The 20,154-nt window shown below is 43.7% G+C and carries 22 protein-coding genes; 15 read left to right on the forward strand and 7 right to left on the reverse strand.

Features of this window, described 5'->3' with window-relative positions; genetic code table 11:
* Window positions 1-99: 99 nt before the first annotated feature.
* The 5 genes from AC3WTF_RS18250 (at window position 100) to AC3WTF_RS18270 (ending at window position 3,428) form a co-directional block, all read left to right on the forward strand.
* Window positions 100-681, forward strand: a complete 582-nt coding sequence (locus tag AC3WTF_RS18250; RefSeq protein ID WP_020958118.1) for a bifunctional transcriptional activator/DNA repair enzyme AdaA — start codon at window positions 100-102, stop codon at window positions 679-681.
* Entirely contained in the window at window positions 678-1,235 is a 558-nt protein-coding gene (locus AC3WTF_RS18255) for a methylated-DNA--[protein]-cysteine S-methyltransferase (RefSeq protein ID WP_047936372.1), read from the forward strand. The genes AC3WTF_RS18250 and AC3WTF_RS18255 overlap by 4 nt, the downstream gene beginning before the upstream one ends.
* Window positions 1,232-1,990, forward strand: coding sequence for an exodeoxyribonuclease III (gene xth / locus AC3WTF_RS18260; RefSeq protein WP_047936371.1), 759 nt, complete (start codon window positions 1,232-1,234; stop codon window positions 1,988-1,990). The genes AC3WTF_RS18255 and xth overlap by 4 nt, the downstream gene beginning before the upstream one ends.
* Before the next feature lie 62 nt (window positions 1,991-2,052).
* Entirely contained in the window at window positions 2,053-2,991 is a 939-nt protein-coding gene (locus AC3WTF_RS18265) for a LacI family DNA-binding transcriptional regulator (RefSeq protein WP_047936370.1), read from the forward strand.
* 56 nt (window positions 2,992-3,047) lie between these two features.
* Window positions 3,048-3,428: a VOC family protein gene (locus AC3WTF_RS18270; protein WP_047936369.1), complete on the forward strand. Its 381-nt coding sequence runs from the start codon at window positions 3,048-3,050 to the stop codon at window positions 3,426-3,428.
* A gap of 32 nt (window positions 3,429-3,460) precedes the next feature.
* Here AC3WTF_RS18270 and AC3WTF_RS18275 read toward each other — a convergent pair whose 3' ends face one another.
* Window positions 3,461-4,792, reverse strand: a complete 1,332-nt coding sequence (locus AC3WTF_RS18275) for an MFS transporter (RefSeq protein ID WP_007409890.1) — start codon at window positions 4,790-4,792, stop codon at window positions 3,461-3,463.
* Window positions 4,793-5,006: 214 nt separating this feature from the next.
* On the opposite strand from AC3WTF_RS18275, the gene AC3WTF_RS18280 reads away from it, so the two are divergent.
* Window positions 5,007-5,903 (forward strand): CPBP family intramembrane glutamic endopeptidase, encoded by an 897-nt coding sequence (locus AC3WTF_RS18280; protein ID WP_007409889.1) that lies wholly within the window; start codon window positions 5,007-5,009, stop codon window positions 5,901-5,903.
* On the opposite strand, the gene AC3WTF_RS18285 is transcribed toward AC3WTF_RS18280, so the two are convergent.
* Window positions 5,900-7,969: a thioredoxin domain-containing protein gene (locus tag AC3WTF_RS18285; protein ID WP_047936368.1), complete on the reverse strand. Its 2,070-nt coding sequence runs from the start codon at window positions 7,967-7,969 to the stop codon at window positions 5,900-5,902. The genes AC3WTF_RS18280 and AC3WTF_RS18285 overlap by 4 nt on opposite strands.
* Before the next feature lie 149 nt (window positions 7,970-8,118).
* Window positions 8,119-9,030, reverse strand: coding sequence for a DMT family transporter (locus tag AC3WTF_RS18290; protein ID WP_047936443.1), 912 nt, complete (start codon window positions 9,028-9,030; stop codon window positions 8,119-8,121).
* A gap of 129 nt (window positions 9,031-9,159) precedes the next feature.
* On the opposite strand from AC3WTF_RS18290, the gene pdxR reads away from it, so the two are divergent.
* Window positions 9,160-10,608: a MocR-like pyridoxine biosynthesis transcription factor PdxR gene (gene pdxR, locus AC3WTF_RS18295; RefSeq protein WP_492314326.1), complete on the forward strand. Its 1,449-nt coding sequence runs from the start codon at window positions 9,160-9,162 to the stop codon at window positions 10,606-10,608.
* A gap of 301 nt (window positions 10,609-10,909) precedes the next feature.
* Here pdxR and AC3WTF_RS18300 read toward each other — a convergent pair whose 3' ends face one another.
* Window positions 10,910-11,695: a 3-hydroxybutyrate dehydrogenase gene (locus AC3WTF_RS18300; protein WP_007409884.1), complete on the reverse strand. Its 786-nt coding sequence runs from the start codon at window positions 11,693-11,695 to the stop codon at window positions 10,910-10,912.
* A gap of 118 nt (window positions 11,696-11,813) precedes the next feature.
* Between AC3WTF_RS18300 and AC3WTF_RS18305 the strand changes: the two genes are divergently transcribed.
* Together AC3WTF_RS18305 and AC3WTF_RS18310 are read left to right on the forward strand one after the other, a co-directional pair.
* Window positions 11,814-12,716 (forward strand): LysR family transcriptional regulator, encoded by a 903-nt coding sequence (locus AC3WTF_RS18305; RefSeq protein WP_047936367.1) that lies wholly within the window; start codon window positions 11,814-11,816, stop codon window positions 12,714-12,716.
* A 111-nt stretch (window positions 12,717-12,827) separates the two neighbouring features.
* Window positions 12,828-13,229 carry a carboxymuconolactone decarboxylase family protein gene (locus AC3WTF_RS18310; protein ID WP_047936366.1) on the forward strand — a complete coding sequence of 134 codons (402 nt, stop codon included), beginning with the start codon at window positions 12,828-12,830 and terminating at the stop codon, window positions 13,227-13,229.
* Between the two features lie 209 nt (window positions 13,230-13,438).
* Here AC3WTF_RS18310 and AC3WTF_RS18315 read toward each other — a convergent pair whose 3' ends face one another.
* Entirely contained in the window at window positions 13,439-14,305 is an 867-nt protein-coding gene (locus AC3WTF_RS18315; RefSeq protein ID WP_492314327.1) for a DUF1259 domain-containing protein, read from the reverse strand.
* Between the two features lie 353 nt (window positions 14,306-14,658).
* Entirely contained in the window at window positions 14,659-15,090 is a 432-nt protein-coding gene (locus tag AC3WTF_RS18320; protein ID WP_053104738.1) for a GNAT family N-acetyltransferase, read from the reverse strand.
* 120 nt (window positions 15,091-15,210) lie between these two features.
* Between AC3WTF_RS18320 and AC3WTF_RS18325 the strand changes: the two genes are divergently transcribed.
* The 5 genes from AC3WTF_RS18325 to AC3WTF_RS18345 all read left to right on the forward strand — a co-directional run bounded on the left by AC3WTF_RS18325 (window position 15,211) and on the right by AC3WTF_RS18345 (window position 18,349).
* Window positions 15,211-15,663, forward strand: coding sequence for a MarR family winged helix-turn-helix transcriptional regulator (locus tag AC3WTF_RS18325; protein ID WP_007409879.1), 453 nt, complete (start codon window positions 15,211-15,213; stop codon window positions 15,661-15,663).
* 183 nt (window positions 15,664-15,846) lie between these two features.
* Complete coding sequence (locus AC3WTF_RS18330; protein ID WP_007409878.1) at window positions 15,847-16,725, forward strand: YitT family protein; 879 nt, start codon at window positions 15,847-15,849, stop codon at window positions 16,723-16,725.
* 111 nt (window positions 16,726-16,836) lie between these two features.
* A complete protein-coding gene (locus tag AC3WTF_RS18335; protein ID WP_172437936.1) occupies window positions 16,837-17,298 on the forward strand; it encodes a MarR family winged helix-turn-helix transcriptional regulator in 462 nt (153 codons plus the stop codon).
* A gap of 13 nt (window positions 17,299-17,311) precedes the next feature.
* Window positions 17,312-17,950, forward strand: coding sequence for a nitroreductase family protein (locus AC3WTF_RS18340; protein WP_004393039.1), 639 nt, complete (start codon window positions 17,312-17,314; stop codon window positions 17,948-17,950).
* A 30-nt stretch (window positions 17,951-17,980) separates the two neighbouring features.
* On the forward strand, window positions 17,981-18,349 hold the full coding sequence (locus tag AC3WTF_RS18345) for a DUF1304 domain-containing protein (RefSeq protein WP_015240972.1): 369 nt from the start codon (window positions 17,981-17,983) through the stop codon (window positions 18,347-18,349).
* 84 nt (window positions 18,350-18,433) lie between these two features.
* Here AC3WTF_RS18345 and AC3WTF_RS18350 read toward each other — a convergent pair whose 3' ends face one another.
* Window positions 18,434-19,012, reverse strand: coding sequence for a LysE family translocator (locus AC3WTF_RS18350; RefSeq protein ID WP_012118916.1), 579 nt, complete (start codon window positions 19,010-19,012; stop codon window positions 18,434-18,436).
* Between the two features lie 126 nt (window positions 19,013-19,138).
* On the opposite strand from AC3WTF_RS18350, the gene AC3WTF_RS18355 reads away from it, so the two are divergent.
* Window positions 19,139-20,011 carry a LysR family transcriptional regulator gene (locus tag AC3WTF_RS18355; RefSeq protein ID WP_007409874.1) on the forward strand — a complete coding sequence of 291 codons (873 nt, stop codon included), beginning with the start codon at window positions 19,139-19,141 and terminating at the stop codon, window positions 20,009-20,011.
* Window positions 20,012-20,154: the final 143 nt, after the last annotated feature.

Raw genomic sequence — 20,154 nt, forward strand, 5'->3', positions numbered from 1 at the left:
TGGAAGTGCTTCTTACACCTTTGTTATCTTGCTCCTCTATTCAAAAACGCGTACTTATGCAATGAATTTGTTTATACTGAAAAACAGGGGGTGGCTGAGATGGAGACAGACAGAAATATCCTGACTGATGAAAAGTGGAGCGCAATCATACATAATGATGCTTCTTATGACGGGGCATTTTATTATGCAGTAAAAACGACGGGAATTTTCTGCCGGCCTTCTTGTAAATCGAGAGTTCCGAATAAAGAAAACGTGCTGGTGTTTGATACGGCTGATGCAGCGCTCGAGAAACATTTTCGTCCCTGTAAAAGGTGCCGGCCGAACGGTCTTCGTCTTCCTGATGAAGAATGGATTGCTCAAATCATTGAATACATTGAACGCCATTATCACGAATCCCTGACTCTGAGTGTACTGGCCGAAATGTGTCACGGCAGCCCCTATCATTTACAGCGGACATTTAAAAAAATCAGGGGAATATCCCCGATTGCGTATATACAGAAAATAAGATTGTCGAAGGCGGAACACCTTTTAAAGCATACTGATATGACAGTCATGGAGATCGCTCTGACTGTCGGAATTCCAAACACAGCGCATTTCGCCACCCTTTTTAAAAAGGGAACCGGGAGTTCGCCCACAGAATACAGAAAAACGGCCAAAATGGGACAGGGAGGTTCAATATGAGTAAAGAGCCTATGATCTATTGGACACTCTTCACACGGAATGATTGGAGCCTGTATACAGCCGCCACATCTAAGGGGCTTTGCTTTATAGGGTCAAATCATGGAAGCTTTGAAGAGCTTGAGCAGTGGGCAAAAAAATCACTGCCGCAATACCGATTGGCACGTGATGATGAAAAGCTGGCGCCTTACACGGCAGAGCTGTCCGAGTACATTGACAATGGCAGATCAGCTTTTTCAGTGCCGGTGGATCTTTACGGGACAGAATTTCAGCTTGCTGTATGGAAAGCGCTTATGGACATACCGTACGGCGAGACATACTCCTATTCGGATATAGCAGAAATGATTCAGAAACCGGCAGCCGTAAGAGCCGTGGGCGCTGCGATTGGAAAAAATCCGGTATTGATTACGGTTCCGTGCCATCGCGTCATCGGAAAAAACGGGAAACTGACCGGATTCAGAGGCGGTTTAGAAATGAAAAAGCAGCTGCTGGCATTAGAGGGCAGAAACATTGAAACACTGGAATACCGGATGAGCCGGACAGGAGGGATCACATGAAACTGATGTCTTGGAATGTAAACGGCTTGCGTGCCGTAATGAAAAAGATAGATATCAATACTTACGTTCAAGAAACGGAAGCCGATATTCTATGTCTGCAAGAAACAAAAGTACAGGACGGACAAGTATCATTACAGCCTGAAGGATATCACGCCTATTGGAACTATGCGGTGAAAAAAGGCTACTCAGGCACGGCTGTTTTTTCGAAAGAAAAGCCGCTGCACGTGTTCTATGGACTGGGGATTGACGACCATGATCAAGAAGGACGGGTGATCACGCTTGAATTTGAGCATGTGTTTGTCGTCAACTGTTATACGCCGAATGCCAAACGCGGATTAGAGCGAATTGATTACCGTCTTCAATGGGAAGCCGATTTTAAGGATTATCTGCAGAAGCTTGACCGGAAGAAGCCTGTGATCTTATGCGGCGATCTGAATGTCGCACACAGGGAGATAGACTTAAAAAATCCGAAAGCCAACCGGAAGAACGCCGGTTTCTCGGAGCAGGAGCGGGAAGCGTTCAGCGCCCTGCTGAACGCGGGATTTACCGACTCATTCCGCTATTTATATCCTGATCGGGAAGGCGCCTATTCCTGGTGGTCTTACAGGACGAACGCACGTGAGAAAAACATCGGCTGGCGGCTTGATTACGTCATTGTTTCAGACAGACTGAAGCAGCGGATCAGCCAAGCGGCCATTTGTGCCGATATCATGGGTTCTGACCATTGTCCTGTTGAAATGACAGTGGATTTATGATGAGATAGCAGTAAGAGAAATCCACTCTTGCTGCTTTTTTATCACCGAAAATGGAGGAGCACATGGCAAATATAAAAGAGATTGCGAAACTGGCGAATGTGTCGGTGGCCACCGTATCACGTGTATTAAACCGACACCCGTACGTATCTGAGGAGAAAAGGCGTCTTGTGAATCAAGTGATGAAGGAGCTGGATTATACCCCTAATCGAACCGCCATTGATCTGATTCGCGGAAAGACCAATACAATCGGCGTGATTTTGCCGTACAGTGACCATCCCTGCTTTGACAAAATTGTAAACGGTATCACGAAGGAAGCGTTTGCCCATGATTACGTGACAACCCTTCTCCCCACCAATTATGACCCCGCTATAGAGATGACCTATTTCGAACTGCTGAAAATGAAAAAGATTGACGGACTGATTGTCACGTCCCGGGCGAATGAATGGGAAACCGCCGTGCCTTACCTGGAATACGGTCCCATTGTCGCTTGTGAATATACACAGCATCAAGAGATTCCCTGCGCTTATAATGACAGGCAGGCAGCATACAGAGAAAGCTTTTTGTATTTGAAAAACCGCGGACATCAAGACGTTGCTTTTACATGTGTGCGGGAAGCGGAAAAAAGCCCGAGTACGGCCGACAAGGTAACCGCATATAAGGCGGTTTTCGGCTCTCTTGATGAAACCCGCATTCTGGTCGGATGCCATGATATGGACGACGGAAAGCGTGCGGGTGAGCACTTCTGGGGTTTCGACAAGGCGCCGACGGCCATCTATGCGCACAGTGATGACGTGGCTGCCGGCTTGTGCCAGTTTGCGAAAGAACAGAAATGGGATGCGGAGATCATCGGCGAGGGAAATCTGAGCGTCAGCCGGGCATTGAATATTCCATCCCTGGAACTTCATTTGGAACGGGTCGGAAAGGAAGCATTTTTATTGTTTTTTCACGAAGAAACAGCTAAAAAACAAATTATGCATCAATTTCAGCGGAAAAAGTCTTGAGCTGAAATGGGTTTCATGCTTTATAAATAGATTGAGAAAAAAAGGGAGGCGGACATATGCGAATTGAACATGCAGCGATATGGGTGAAAGACTTGGAACGGATGAAAAAATTTTATGAGAAATACTTCGGCGCCAAGGCCAATGACCTTTATCATAATGAGAAAAAAGATTTCAAATCGTATTTTCTGATATTTGACTCCGGATGCAGGCTGGAACTTATGAAAAAAGGCGGCATTGATGAAGCTCCGGCACAGAATATGACCGGATGGGCGCATCTCGCATTTTCTACAGGCAGCAAGGAGCGGGTGAATGAATTGACGGAAACGTTTAAAAATGATGGATTTCAGGTTGTAAGCGGCCCGCGCGTGACGGGTGACGGATATTATGAGAGCGTGATAGAGGATGGGGAAGGCAATTTGATAGAAATCACAGTGTAACAGTGCGGAGTGATTCCGCACTGTTTTTTTGATTAAATTTGCTGTGCATTTGTTTTCGGGCCGAAGAGGATTAACAAAACGGAACATAGAAGCCAGCAGCCGCCGATGAACAAAAAGACGCTGATGTAGCCGAGCTTAACGGCAATAAATCCGACGAGCAGGGAGCCGAATATGTTGGAAAAACGGCCGAGCCCGTATGCCAGCCCGCTCCCGGCCGAGCGATATTCCGTAGGATACGGCTCCGATGTGTAGGCGTATAAGTTTGAGGTGAAGATCCGTTCCGTGACGTTGACGACAAACCCAAACACAATAATCATGACGGGAATAAACGTCATGCCGTATAACAGTCCGGCAATGGCAGTCAGAAAGGCGCTTGCGGCCAGAATCCATTTCCTTTGGAACGTCTCGGATATCATGGAACCGAGCAATGCGCCAAGCGGTGCGCCGACAGAGTGAAGCACATTGTACCACAGTGTTTTTTCCATGGTGATGCCGTTGCTTTTCAGCAGGCTGGGCACCCATGAAGCAAAGCCGTAAAAGCCAAAGGTTTCAAGAATCCATACCGCTGACAGGATGATGGTGATCTTTAAATTCCTGCCCTGAAACAGCCCTAAGTAGCCTGCGCGCTTCACTGTATGTACTTCTGCCGCCTCTTTTGGCGCGGGAAGCGGGCCTTTTTCTTTCTCTGCACGTGCTTCAAGACGGTTCATAATGGCGTTTGCCTGATCATATGCGCCCCGATTTTCGTGCCAGCGCGGCGATTCCTCAAGCCGGCGGATAAAAAAGAAATAAATGAGACCGGCTGCCCCCCATACGAATACGATCCGCCACCCCCATGAGCCTAAAGGAATGACAAAAGCGGAAACAACGTTTGTAACGGGAACGCCGATTAGCCCGATCATGGCGCAAAGGGAGATGTATTTTCCCCGTACGGAGGATGGAAAAAATTCTGCCAAATAGCTGTTCGTCACAATCATGGCGGCCGCGACGCCGAGCCCGGTCAAGAAGCGGAAAATCATTAAGGACGGAATGTCCCATGCCAGCGCATTCAGAAAAGATGAGATCGAAAAGACAAGGACAAAACAATTCAGCGCTTTTTTCCTGCCGATCCGATCGGACAGCCTTCCGCCGATGGACGCGCCTAAAAACATGCCCAGGAATGATGCGGCCGTGATGTCGGCAATGGTGGACAGCTTCACGCCCCAATGCTCAATCAGCGCCGGAGCCACGTTGCTGAGCGTAAACAGATCAGCGAGATCAAAAAAATAGATGATTCCGAGAGCGGTTAATACTTGATAATGCACACGTGAAATGGGGAGACGGTCTAATCGGTTCGCTACATTTGAGAATGTCTGATGTTTCATAAACAACCCCCTGACTTTGCAATTGTAATCAGAAAATACTGTGAATTTATCTGACGAATACATTATAAAGGTCTTTTTTTGGCAAAAACAGAGTGTAAATAACCAGAGCCAAAGGAAACGGCATAGCGCTTTCTTCTTAAAATATATAACATTTCCTATATCTGTTTTTGTTTATATTGTAAAATGTTGAAGGAAAGGAAGTTGATGCATAAATATGAATACGTTTGTACGGCCCGCAGAGGGAAAAAATAGTGTATCGAGATATCTCCTTTCTCTGTTGGTCATTGTGGGTTTGTTCTTTTTCGGAAGCATACTGACCGTGTTTTATATGTTTCTCACGTCCGCTTTCAATCCTTCACTGACGATAAATTGGGATGAGGGGGCATTAAGTGACCCGCTGGCGGATATTTATTTACAGCATATCGTCTATTTCATAGCGATTCCGGGCATTTGGATAGCGGTTCGTTTCATTATGAAACGGCGGTTTTTATCCATCATCACACCGAATCAGTCGCTGAACTGGAAGAGGATTTTCTTTGGATTCGGCACATATGTTGTGCTGATGTTTGTCGCGGGGCTGATTGATTTTACAATTCATCCGGATCGTTTCATGCTTCAGGAATTCCATGCTTCACGTTTTCTGCTGCTGTTAGCGGCGGCCGTCTTGTTGGTGCCGATTCAAACCTCTGCGGAGGAATTTCTCTTTCGCGGTTTTCTGCTTCAGTTCGCCGGAAAATTGACGGCAAACGCGGTGGTTCTGACAGTCATTATCGGCGGATTATTCGGCGCACTTCATTTCGGGAATCCGGAGATGGAAAATGGAGCTCTCTGGGCGGGAATCGGATATGTCACCATCGGCATGATCTGGACCTTTATCACGATTAAAACGGGCAGTCTGGAGATGTCCCTTGGCGGTCACGCTGCCAATAATATGTTTTTATTTATCTTTCTCACAGAGGATCATTCGGTGTACGGCGGCATTCCGTCGATATTTACAACAGCAGCCGGCGGCTATGAAATATATGATTGCATATCGACTCTGGTGATCAATATCATCTTCGCATGGCTCGCATTCCGTTTTGTGAAAAAAGAAAAGCAGCAGGCCGCCTAGGCTCTGCTGCTGATTTGTAAGGTGTTCATCGCTTCATCAATATCCGTCGTCGGCCTCCGGCAGGCGAAATTCTCGCAAATGTAGACCGTTGTCCTCCCATCGATCATTCGATAACCCGCGGCAAAGTCAGAAATGCCGGCAAGCTCTTCCGGATGTTCTGCGGCGAGAATCGTATAGGCGGGAGTGAAATGCTCCTGAAGCGCCTCAATGAAACGTTTTCTGTCCGGGTCATCTTTCCTTCCGAAAACAACGATTTCTTTTTGGGGCATTGTATGTGCCAGTACGCTTTGCATGAAGAAAGCGTTGCTGCTCGGATAGGCCTCTATTTCCCGTTTGAACACGGAAAACATCGCTTCGGCTTTTTCAATCAGTGATATATCACCCGTCAGGCGGCCGAGACGAAGCAGCTGTACGGCAGCCGCGCTGTTTCCGGAAGGCACGGCCCCGTCATAAACCTCTTTTTCCCTGACAAGAAGGGTCTCGGCATCATTCCCCGTAAAGAAGAAACCTCCGTGCCGTTCATCCCAGAACAGCTCCAGCATGCTTGTACATAACGTTTTCGCTTTCTGCAGATAAGACGGATTAAAACCCGCTTCATACAGTTCAAGATAAGCCCAGATGAGAAAAGCATAATCATCGATAAACCCTTTGTTTTTCACTTCGCCCTCGCGATAGCGGACCATGACGCGCCCGTCCGGCATGAGGTGCCGTTCGAGAAAGCGGATCGCTGTTTCCGCCATGCTGAGAAAGTCAGGCTCGTGAAATACCTTTGCGGCTTTTGCCAGCCCGGCAATCATGAGCGCGTTCCATGAGGTCAGCACTTTGTCATCTGTATGCGGATAGCTTCTGTTTTCACGCGCTTCCAGCAATTTTGTTCTTGCCTCTTCAAGGCGTTCGGCCAGCTCATGTCCGGTGAGGCCGGTCTCTTCGAGGATGGCCTCACGCCGCGTGAAAATGAGGTGCGGGATGTTTTCGCCTTCAAAATTGCCTTGATCTGTGATGTTATACACCTTGCAGTAAAGCGGGCCGAGTTCATCACCGAGAAGGTTCATAACCTCTTTTTTGGACCATATGTAATATTTCCCCTCACGGCCTTCGGTATCAGCGTCTAAAGCTGAGAAAAAGCTGCCGTCTTCATGCATCATTTCCCGCTGAATAAACGTTACGATCTGCATCGCAATCTGTTTGTAGCGCTCATTACCCGTGACTTGGCAGGCTTCTGTATATGCGGTCAGGAGAAGGGCGTTGTCATACAGCATTTTCTCAAAATGCGGCACGAGCCATTCATTATCAGTCGAGTAGCGGGCAAAGCCGAACCCGATGTGGTCAAAAATCCCGCCGTTCGCCATGCCGTCGAGTGTCTTGGTTACGCCGGCCAAAGCCTGTTCCTTGCCCGTATAGCTGTAGTAGCGAAGCAGAAACATGAGCATATGCGGCATCGGAAATTTTGGAGCCTGGCCGAACCCGCCGTACACTGGATCAAACCCGCCGGCCAGCTGGCGATACGTGTCATGAACAGCCTGTTCGCCAAGCATGCCCTCGGCCGGGTGAACCTTGACTTCAAGATGAGCGGCGGCGTTTTCGGCGATATCCTCGACATGCTGCCGGTCATTCGCAAACGTTTCGGACAGATGTTCAAGCACATCGATAAAGCCCGGACGGTTAAATTTGCTCGTCTTCGGAAAATATGTCCCCGCATAAAACGGCTTCTGATCTGGGGTGACGAACACGTTCAGCGGCCACCCGCCCTGCCCCGTCATCAGCTGGCAGATTCTCATATACACGGAATCCACATCAGGCCGCTCCTCACGATCAACCTTGATGGCTATGAATTTATCGTTTAATATACCGGCGATCTCTTCGTCCTCAAAGGACTCGTGGGCCATTACGTGACACCAGTGACACGTCGAATAGCCGATGCTGACAAGAACCGGCTTGTTTTCGCGTTTTGCTTTTTCGAAGGCTTCTTTTCCCCAAGGATGCCAGTTTACGGGGTTGTGGGCGTGTTGGAGCAGATAGGGGGACTTCTCCGTGATTAAACTGTTGGGTTTACTATTGTTTGGCATGGGCTCACCTGCTTTCTATTAATATTTGTATGTTTAACATACCACAATCCTCTAAAAAAATTCATACACTCAACTTTGTGAACCACACCCAAGTCATTAAAAAGGAGAACTGCTTATGACTCTATTTTCGGGGTTAAACTTCATCTACCTTATTGCTTTTTAGATAAGAAGTAAGGATTTAAAATCTTTATCGTTTTATTTACTGTTAGATAGGTGAAACACACTCCGGCGACTGTAACCATCCCGCCTGTCAGTGCAATAAACGCAGGTACTTCACCTAACCACACCCAAGAAATGACCAAGGCTATAGCGGGTGTTAAATAAAGTGAAATGGTTGCTTCTGAAGCACCGACGAGTGAAGTTACATAAGCAAGTGCAAAGTAAGGCACAACCGTTGGTAATAAACCTAAGTAAACGATAGACAATGTTGAGTTCATTGAAGCGTTCAAAAACTCTTCCCCTAAGCCAGGCAGAAATACAAGCATAGGTACTGTCCCGCCCCAAATAGTGAATGTAACGAATGGAATAAATCCATATTTTTTTATATAGCGAGCTTGAAAAACGAAATAAATACTCTCCGAAAAAGCTGCCAGCAGGATTAACAAAATGCCGTTCACTGAATTTGTATAGTTTCCTGCCCCAAATGAAATGATCGACACACCCAATAAACTTATGATAGAGCCAATCCATTTATAAAGCCCAAAATGTTCACCAAAAAACAGACGGGATAACATTGCAGAAAAAATAGGTGTCATGGTCACGAGTAAGCTTGCTACCCCTGCGCTGACTGTTTTTTCTCCGATATTCAGCAAAATGTGATATAGTGCAAAACCTAAAAATCCTAACGATAAAATAGCAGGAATATCCTTCATGTCAGGTAAACGCATATGAGTCAAAATAGCAAAAACCACCAGCACCATTGACCCAATCAACAAGCGAAACAAAGCGAGGTGTTCCGGCGTGTAACTCTCCAAACCCGCGCGAATTCCCGGGAAAGCTGATGCCCACAACCCAATCATCAGACTGTAAGATATGCCGATTCGAACTGTTTTCTTTTGCAGCTTTCTCACTCCTCTTTACAAAAACCAACCAGTTATTTAATGTGTTTCTATATTAATAAAGATTTGATGATATGACTTCAACCAGTTAAATAGATTTTGACCCAACCACTTTTAAGGAGGATCCTTTTTATGAGCGCTCCAGAAGAAAAAAAGATGAAAAAGCTTCCTAAGTACATACAAATCATTCAATTTATAAAAGAGAAAATAGGAAATGGAGAATGGCCGATTGGAAGTAAGATTCCAAGCCAGCGCACGCTTGCTAAACACTTTGAGGTGAACAGGAGCACAGTCATTACAGCTTTAGAGGAATTGACGGCGGATGGATTAATCGAAGGCAGAATGGGCAAAGGGACAGTTGTTACGAACAATACATGGACACTTTTGGCTAAGAATTCCGCCCCCGATTGGGATCAGTATGTAACCTCCGGAATCCAGCAGCCAAGCCAAAAAATCGTTCAAGAGATCAATAAATCAGAATCAAATTCTGATCTTATACAGCTCAGTAAAGGAGAACTTTCACATGAGATTTTTCCTTTAGCTGTTATGAAAGAGATCATGGGAAAGGTATCTCAAAACATAGAGGCATTCGGATATGAGGAACCAAAAGGCTATTTGCCTTTGAGAGAGGCATTAAGCGGCTATTTAAGAACAATCGGCATTCAAGCGTCTCCTTCTTCCATTCTTATTGTTTCGGGCGCACTGCAAGCCTTGCAGCTTATATCAATGGGGCTTTTACAAAGGGGATCGACCGTATTTCTCGATCAGCCGTCCTATCTTTATTCATTACACGTATTTCAATCAGCCGGTATGAAGCTGACTGGAGTTCCTATGGATAACGATGGGCTTTTGCCGGAACACATCCACATGGCAAGGGGGGAACGGGGGAGGGCTATCTTATATACAAATCCTTGTTTTCATAATCCGACAGGTATTTTAATGTCAAAAAAGAGACGGGAAGAAATCCTTGCGGCAAGTGAGAATGCACAGCTTCCCATTATTGAAGATGACATTTATCGTGAGTTATGGATAGATGAGATTCCTCCAGATCCTATTAAAACAATAGATAAAAATGGGCATGTGCTTTACATAGGCAGTTTATCGAAAACGTTAAGTCCGGGTTTGAGGATTGGATGGATCGTCGGTCCGGAACCAGTGATTGAACGTTTATCCGACATAAAAATGCAAACAGATTACGGCTCCAGTTCGTTATCTCAGAGAGTAGCGGCAGAGTGGTTTACATCCGGTGAATACCAGCAACATCTAGAACAGGTGAGAAGTCAATTAAAGGTGAGAAGGCAATTGGTCATGAGTCTCTTAGAAACCAATTTGAAGAATGTCGCTGCATGGAATATGCCGAAGGGAGGATTCTTTGTCTGGGTAAAAATATTGCCTTCACTATCTATGAAATTACTTTATACAAAAGCTTTGACAAAAGGGATACTTCTCAATCTCGGCAGTATCTATGCTCAAGAAAAAGGGAATTATATTCGCTTATCATATGCTTATGCATCTCTTGAAGACCTTCAAAAGGGAATTTATGAATTGGGTTTGATGATTAAGGAATTGGCAAGCAGATAAATATATAATGATTACTAAAAGACAGGGACATGCTATCAATGACAAGAATCGGCTTGTTTTCGCGTTTCGCTTATTCAAAGGCTTCTTCTCCCTCATGAAAACCAGTAAAAAAGCCGCCAACAAAGCGGCTTTTCTTAAGTTAAGATGCCGAATGTCAAAAAAATGTTAATTTCTGCTCTCCTTGTTTTTATTCAAACTTCAATCTGTATGGCTATGTCTCTCCTAGAAGAACAGCGGCTTGGTTCTTGAAGAGTAAATCATTTAATCCAAAGCGCTATGACTCCTGCAGATGAAATTCAGATCATTGGGCCGTATAACCGCCATCCATTACGACTGCCTGCCCTGTAACGCCTTTCGCTTTGTCACTGGCGAGGAATACTGCGTAATCAGCGATTTCTTGCACGGCTAACAAACGTTTTTGAGGAACCAAGGGGTAAATGACTTCTTCAAATACCTTTTCTTTAGAAATGCCTCTAGTCTCTGCAATATCGTTTAACTGGTTTTGCACCAATGGAGTGTCGATATATCCCGGGCACAAGGCGTTGACGGTAATTCCGTATTCCGCTCCTTCCAATGCTGATACTTTAGTTAAACCGATCAGACCGTGTTTGGCGCTGCAATAAGCCGCTTTCCCTGCAAAACCAATTAAACCATTTATGGAAGCCATATTGATGATGCGGCCAAATTTTTGTTTTTTCATCAAAGGGAATACTCTTTTTGTCGCACTAAAAGGAGCAGTAAGCATTAATTTCAGCATAAATTCAAACTTATCAGTCGGGAAGTTTTCTATATCCGACACATGCTGAATCCCCGCATTGTTTACCAGAATATCCAATCGTCCAAAGGTTTCAAGTGTCTTAGAGACACTTTTTTCTACTTGTTCTTCGTTTGTTACATCACAAACCGCAGAGAGGACTTCGTATCCTTGTTCCGTAAGTTCCTCAGCTGCATGTTGCACGGCTTTTTCGTTCAAATCGGAAATCACAACTTTTGCGCCTTCTTTAGCGAATTCACGTGCAATTTCTAAACCAATTCCACTCGCCGCGCCTGTAACAAGAGCAACTTTACTTTCCAATAATTTACTCATAGTAACCCCTCCAGGATTCATTTTGGTCTCCTAAAAGTTTACACCCAGCAGTTGTATAAGTAAAATGAATAAAAAGAATATAATGTATTCGTTAAACTTATGGAATGGAGATCATACGATGGATATACGCCAAATCACTTACTTTCTTGAAGTTGCTAAATCCAACAGTTTTACTAAGGCATCAGAAAATCTGCATTTGTCACAGCCTGCCTTAAGTAAGATGGTGAAAAGTTTGGAAGAGGAATTAAAGGTTGAGCTCATTGATCGATCAGCTAGACAAATCGCTTTGACAGATGCAGGCGAAATTGTATTTGAGCAAGGCCAAATGATTATGAAGTCAATAGATGACTTGTCGACGAACTTATACGATCTCTTACATTTAAAAAAAGGAAAAGTGAAAATTGGAATACCGCCGCTTATCGGTGTCTTGTTTTTTCCTAAAATCATTAGAGGATTTAAACAATTGTATCCTGATGTGAGCATCAAGCTGATAGAACATGGGGGAAACAAGGTGAAACAGGAGGTTGAAGATGGGGTACTGGATCTTGGCGTGGTTATTGAACCAGTGGACGAAGAGCAGTTTGATATCATTCCATTGCTTAATGAAGAACTGATGCTCTTCGTTCATTCCGCTCACCCGCTTGTTCATAAAGAGATTGTGGAAATGCAAGACTTGAAAAATGAACCTTTCATCCTGTTTAGTGAAGACTTTTCTCTCCACGATCGGATTATTCAAGAGTGCATTAGAGCTGGTTTCCGGCCGAATGTTGTTTATGAAAGTTCTCAATGGGATTTTATCAGCGAAATGATTGGAGAAGAACTAGGGATTTCCATTTTCCCTCAGTCTATAGTGAAAAAGACTGATCAAAGTTTAGTTAAAGCAATTTCCATTGTCAATCCATCAATTCCTTGGAAAGTGGCGATTATTTTAAAAAAAGGCAAATATGTTTCATACGCAGTACGCGAATTTATCCGGTATATTTCAACTTTTTGTAAGAGTAATTACGCAGATAAAGAATAACTCATGAAAAAAATGAATGATTTTTATAGTTTTTATGTATTTTACGGTTAGAGAGGGCTGCGATATATTATCTTATATCAGAAAATCAGTACCTTTCAGGAGGAAATTCAAATGGATCAAAACCGTTACCAACAAGGATTAGACAAATTAATGGAGTACACTTTAACAAGCGATGATAAAATCTCTACGCATTTAAAGATTTCAGAAGACTTGAAAGATATCGCTCCGGATGTAAGTAAGTACATTATAGAATTTGCTTATGGAGATATATATTCACGACCGGGATTAACCAACCAACAGCGTGCCCTTGTCACCATCTCATCCCTTGTCACGCAGGGAACCGAACCGCAGCTTGAACTTCATATCAATACAGGGCTTACATCCGGATTAACACCGACTGAGATTGTAGAGAGTATCACCCAATTGGTTCCTTATACAGGATTCCCGCGTGTACTTAATGCTCTTTCAGTGGCTAAGAAAGTGTTTGCACAACGACATGTAGAAAACCATTGAGAAATAAAGAGCTTGGGGAATGCGGGATGAATTAGTATAAACTCATCAATAGAATATACACAAAACGACAGCCTATAAGGCTGTTTTTTAATAGTCTCGCTTATCATAAAAAAAGTCTGTGCCAGGCCTATATATGGTCTCTTTTTTGTTTTCGGTTGATCATATGTAAAAGCGATTATTTTAATCGCTTTTTGATACTTCAAAACATGCTAAGCTTTGACCTCTTTATCAGTAAGCACTTTTAAAGCATCTCTCACTTTTAAGGCGAAGTTGACAGGTTTATCAATCGATTCGAAATGAATATACATCAGTCTCGGTTTATCAAACAGCCAGTGATTGTGAAGTGACGTTACAATCAGATCATGTTTCCGAAGAACGCTGATAAATGGATTGATTTCTTTTTGCAGAATGACAGTTTCTCCGCTGCAAAGAGCACGGCCGTCTTTTGTCATTGATTCAAATGAAAACATTTGCGGAATGAGCAAGAATGATCTTCCGGGCCGTCCAAGTACTACAGGTTTTATATTCGTTCGTGATCTCATTACTGTACAAATTCCATTTTCAAACGTATGCATGGTTCCGCCTAGAATATCGTTGAACTCGTCACAAAGACCATGCCGTTCAATCATTTCCCCGTCAGTTTTTGGTACCGCACGCACAGTTTTAGTAGTTAGAACCCTCAGGGCCTCTCTCACTTTTCTTGCAAAATTGAGAGGTTTATCAATTGATTCAAAATGCATAAACATCAGGCGCGGTTTATCAAACAGCCAATGGTTATGAACGGCAGTTACGATGATACCGAATTTGCGCAGCTCACTCATTAACGGGTTCACTTCTTCTTGCAGTAAAACAGTCTCACCTAAACATAAAGCTCTGCCTTCCCGATCCATGCTTTCAAATGAAAAGGCCTGAGGAATAAAAGGAAATGCCTCGGCTCTTCTTCCGAGTACCACCGGATGAATGTTGCTTCGAAATCTTGTCGCCGTACATACGCCGTTTACGACACTGGGCGTTGAATTGAGAATTCTAGCAAATTCTTTGCAGAGCCGTGATGGCTCCATACTCGTTTCTTCCACTTCATATCTCCTCCTGGAATCTATTTATAACGTACGTAGTATTAAAGATATGTGAAGATAGAAAAAATGTAACGCGTCAGCAGTCCATATTAGAGAGAATCAGCCTTCCTTGTATAATTTGAGATTTTCTTCCCTTTTTATAATCTCTTTAACTGTTAATTTTTAATAGATTAAAAGCTTAAATTGGTAGTTTTATTCCAGCTTTAATTTTTTTGTGGCGGCCATTTGTGACAAGCACCGGCTGAGCACACATCCCTTTTAATTTGAGTTTCAGGCTAAGAAAAAAAGCCTTTATACAAGGCTTTCGGTAAATAATTCATATACAGCCGTTTGGCTGCTCATTCAGTGACAGCTCACAGCTCTTTTGTCATCAAGACATGCGGGATGCCGTCTTCCATAAATTCCGGTGAATCTGTCTGATAGCCCAGTTTGTGATAAAAGCCTTCCGCATGTGTTTGTCCATGCAGTTTACATTGGGTGATGCCTTTTTCTTTTACCATGTTTTCTAATTCGCTTATGATGACTTTGCCCAACCCGTATTTACGGTAAGGCTTCAGGATGCAGATTCGTTCGAGCTTGCCTGTATGGTTTACAATGCGGACGCGTCCTGTGCCGGCAGGCTGATTTTCATGATAAACCAAGACATGCCCGCACTGTTCCTGAAGCGTATCGAACTGATCAAATTCATCGGATTCAGGTACTTGCTGTTCCTCAATGAATACTGCTTTTCTAATCTCAAGCGCTGCTTGCAAACCAATTTCCGTTGTTATTCTTTTTATCCTCATGATCAATCAATCCTTTTCACATATTAGTCTGGACTGCACGGCTTGCTTGTGGTCTTATAGAAGTAACGATAAAACAATTATATTGCATATGCAACAAAAACATGAAGGGTTTGAAAAGATATGACTGATATTTTGCGGGAAATCGGCATGATCGCACGGGCACTGGATTCCATCAGCAATATTGAATTTAAAGAATTAGACTTAACAAAAGGGCAGTATCTCTATCTTGTGCGGATATGTGAAAACCCGGGAGTGATACAGGAAAAAGTGGCGGAAATGATTAAAGTCGACCGAACAACAGCGGCGAGAGCAATCAAAAAATTGGAAATACAAGGGTTTATTGAAAAGCGTCCTGATGATCAAAATAAAAAAATAAAAAAACTGTTTCCGACTGAAAAAGGGAGAAAGGTTTATCCGTTATTGCAAAGAGAAGGAGAGCATTCTGCGGAGGTAGCCCTGTCCGGCTTTACATCTGAGGAAAAAGAAACCATTTTCAGCCTTCTTCAGCGGGTGAGAAAAAATATAGAACATGATTGGGAATTTGTGAAGAAGGGGAATAAAAGAGATTATTAATGGTCATTAATTCCTTTTAGTGAATGATTGCGTTGTGAATGATTAAAGTCATAAATGGATACGTTATCTGTGAAATCTCCTTCCTCGGTTCCTGCTTCAACATAGCCGATAGGCTTATTTTTAACGAAAAGTATCAATTATGGTATATTTAAATAAGAAAAAATAATTGAAGCGGGGAATGATATGAGTACAATCGAAAAACAAAGACGTAAGAAATTCAGAGCGAAATCAATCGTACGGGCCATCATGGTCATCATCGGCGGAATTATTGCCGCGTATGGACTGGAAACCGTATTGATTCCGAATAGTGTATCTGACGGCGGTGTGACCGGACTCAGCATTGTCGGTTCACAGCTGTTTCATTTGCCTCTTGGGATCTTAATTGCGGTGATCAATATACCGTTTGTCTGGTTAGGATATAAGCAAATCGGGAAAGGTTTTGCGTTTCTATCAATTATCGGTATTGTCTCACTTGCCGCGGGCACGAGTTTTTTCCACCACACACCGGCTATCATTGAGGGAGATACCCTGTTAATCACCGTTGTCGGCGGGATTATTCTCGGCTTGGGAATGGGATTGGCATTGCGCAACGGCGGCGCCTTAGATGGAATTGATATGCTGGCTGTGCTTCTGTCACGGAAATTGCCGTTTGGCACGAGCGACCTCATTTTATTTTTAAACATGTTTGTGTTTATTTTTGTTTCTTTTGTATTCGGGCTGCAAGGCGCATTGCTTTCCGTCATTGCTTACTACATTGCATCTAAGGTGATCCATGTGGTTGAGGAAGGCTTAAGCGGTTCTAAAACTTTTCAGATTATCACCAATGAGCCTGCATTAATGGTAGAGACCATTCGTGAAGAATTGGGCCGGAGCGCTACTTATAAAGAAGCATACGGCGGTTTTTCTCATGAAAAATTCCAAGAAATCACATGTGTCATCAACCGTTTGGAAGAAACCAAACTGAAAGAAATTATTAATGACATTGATAAACAAGCCTTTGTGACGGTATATGATGTCGCAGAAGTAAAAGGCAGTAATTTCAGAAAAGTCCATAATCATTAAGTAGAGAGCTGCCGTTAATCGGCAGCTTTTTTTAAAAAAGGAGAAAAAACTTGCAAAAATAGAATGACGGCTGTATATTATTGATATATCAAACATTGACTAGTCAATTAATTGCGCAAAAGAAAGTGGGGATGGGTTTTGACAGCATGTTGTTCAGAGGAAGGCGAGATTTTATATCAGCTCCAATCACTGCATAAAGTGATCGGCACGAAGTTTGAAGCGTGCACCGGAATCAGCCAATCCCGCCTTGAGCTTCTCGCCGTGCTTTTTTACGTCGACGAGATCAGCCAAAGCGATCTTCAGAAAAAGGTGAATATTGATGGTGCAGCTGTTACGCGACACTTGAAACAGCTTGAAGCCAAAGAAATGGTTACGAGAAGGCGGAAGCCCGAGGACAACCGAATTATACTTGTCCGGCTTACTGAACAGGGGCGGGAGAGAATTGAGGCTTCCAAAAAGGAGAAGGAGCGTTTCATAAAGGAAATGCTTGCCGGTGTCAGCGCGGAAGAACGCAGTATGTTAAAAAACGTATTGTCACAGATGCAGAATAATATAGAAAATATGAAAGCATAGGAGTGTTTTACACATGAAAACAGAACTGAAAACAAACGACTTTATGGACATTATGAAAGGCCGCCGTTCCATTCGGAATTACGATCCGGCTGTTAAAATCAGCAAAGAAGAAATGACTCAAATCCTGGAAGAAGCAACGACAGCACCGTCTTCAGTCAACGCGCAGCCGTGGCGTTTTCTCGTCATTGACAGCCCTGAAGGAAAAGAAAAACTCGCGCCGCTTGCCAGCTTTAACCAAACACAAGTCAGCACATCATCTGCGGTGATCGCGGTTTTCGCAGATATGAACAGTGATGACTATTTAGAAGAAATTTATTCAAAAGCGGTCGAACTGGGCTACATGCCGCAGGAAGTAAAAGACAGACAAATCGCTGCGTTGACGGCGCATTTTGAAAAACTGCCGGAGCAAGTGAACCGTGAAACGATTCTGATTGACGGAGGACTCGTTTCCATGCAGCTGATGCTTACGGCGCGCGCGCACGGCTATGACACAAACCCGATCGGCGGCTACGATAAAGAAAAGATTGCCGAGGTTTTCGGAATGGATAAAGAGCGTTATGTACCGGTCATGCTGTTATCAATCGGAAAAGCGGCAGACGAAGGATATGCTTCCTACCGTCTTCCTATCGAAACAATCGCACAATGGAAATAAGGTTGAAGTGAAGCTGAGGGGAGAGGGACAGTGGAGATTATTGCAGCTGTTTTCGTCGGAATTGTAGCTTTAGAACATGTATTTATCATGATACTTGAAATGTTTTTTATCAATTCGAAGGCAGCTAAGCGGTCCTTCAAATTGCCGAAGCATTTAGAAGGTGATCGGAATGTAGCGGTCATGTTTGCAAATCAGGGTCTGTATAATGGATTTCTGGCTGCCGGCCTCATTTGGGGGCTGATCCTCGGAGCTGATCCGATTGGCCATATGATTCAAATGTTTTTCGTCATCTGCGTGGTCATCGCGGCCATTTTCGGAGGCTTTACTTCAAACAAATCAATTATCGTAAAACAAGGACTTCCGGCTGTTTTAGCGCTTATTTTTCTTTTATTGGCGTAGCAGACGGAAAGAGGGCTTCCGGAAAGGAAGCCCTCTTTTTTTATTCTGTTTTGAAAATCATTCCTTAGGCGGATCTTTTTTGAATTACAGATAAATGCTTACCGCAGAATAGATGAGCAGCAGACACATCACGATGCGAAACGCTTTATCGTGTTTCTCAAAGAGATGTTTAAAAACAGAGCCGAACGCCGACCACAGCAGTAAAGCCGCCCAGCCCAGGAGAATAGCCGACGCGAGCCAGAACGCAATCAATGGATACGTGTGCTGAAATGGCAATATAAAAGCGCTCATTAAGGTTAAAAAGAATAAAATACTCTTTATATTGATCATTTGAAACAGAAATCCCGATAGAAAAGACGATCGGGTTTTTTCAGAATCGCCTTTTGATGTTTTGGGCAGCGAGATCTGCCAAGCCAAATAGAGCAAATAGACGGCTCCGGCAATTTTAAAGTAAGGTTCCACGACGGGAATCCAATGATAAACACTCATGGTAAACAGACCGCTGAGAATGCCGAGCACTGCAAATCCCGTCAGGATGCCGCCGTTAAAACGCCATGAACCGATAAAGCCGGCTCTGCGCGCTTCATTCATCATTAAAATATTGCTCGGTCCGGGTGTAATAGATGTCATTAGGACATAAGAAAGAAAAGCTATGATACTCATTAAATCACCTTCATTTGCTAATGTGATGGAACCGTTTTTTATTGTATGATAAGAATAGTTATAAATAAAATTGAAAAATAAAATCGCATTATTGATTTTTTCGATACATCTTAGAGGTGAATTCATATGGAGATCAGACATCTTATTACATTTCAGGCCATTGTAGATAAGGGAAGCTATACAGGGGCCGCGGCGAAGCTGGGATATACGCAGTCGACGATTACGACTCATATTCAGGCGCTTGAACAGGAGATCGGCGGCGCATTATTTACGTACGAAAAAAGGCGTCTGAAACTGACGCCTTTAGGGAGAGAGCTGATACCGTTAGCCGAGGATTTACTTTCCGCCCATGACAAGATCAAAAATATGCAAAGCATTCACGAGGTGAAGGGCGTTTTAAAAATTGCGGCGCCGGAGTCTTTGACCATTTCCAGACTGGGGCCGATTATCAGAGAATATTCCATGAAGTATCCGAACGTCAATATCATATTGAGCAACGGAACATGCGGGCAGAATCAGGTGGAATTAGTAAGCGGCCGCGTGGATATCGCATTTATGGTGTATCCGGAGATACAAATGGAAAAATGCATACATCATTCTTTATTGGAGGAACGCATCGTCCTCGTGGCGGGCAGTGACGCACCGGAACATTTTGACGACTATCAACAAAGCGGCAAGCACTTTTTTATTACAAATGAAGAAGGATGCAGCTATCGGACTATGTTTGAACGATTTCTCGTCAAGCATGATATCAGTCATTTACAAACAATGGAATTGTGGAGTATAGAAGCAATTAAGCAGACGGTGATGAGCGGACTCGGTTTCTCCGTTTTACCTTATATTACGGTAAAAGAAGAGGTAAAAGCGGGGAAGCTGAAAATTCTTCAGCAGTCTGAGCCGTTCGAGCGGCTTTATTCTCATATGCTGGTCAAAAAGAAAAAATGGCAGCTTCCGGCCGCTGAAGCTTTTGTGTCGCTTGTTCTTGAGATGATAGGTTAATTTGAAAGCCGATGCCTGCGCGCATCGGCTTTTGTTTTTGTCCGGAATCTTAATGACATTTTCGATGTCAGCCAGCTTTGACTCCATACCTACCTTTTTTAAAAAAAGAGAGCTGATCAGCAAATATGGTATGATTTACATAA

Source organism: Bacillus sp. EB106-06-01-XG163 (genome assembly GCF_058791615.1).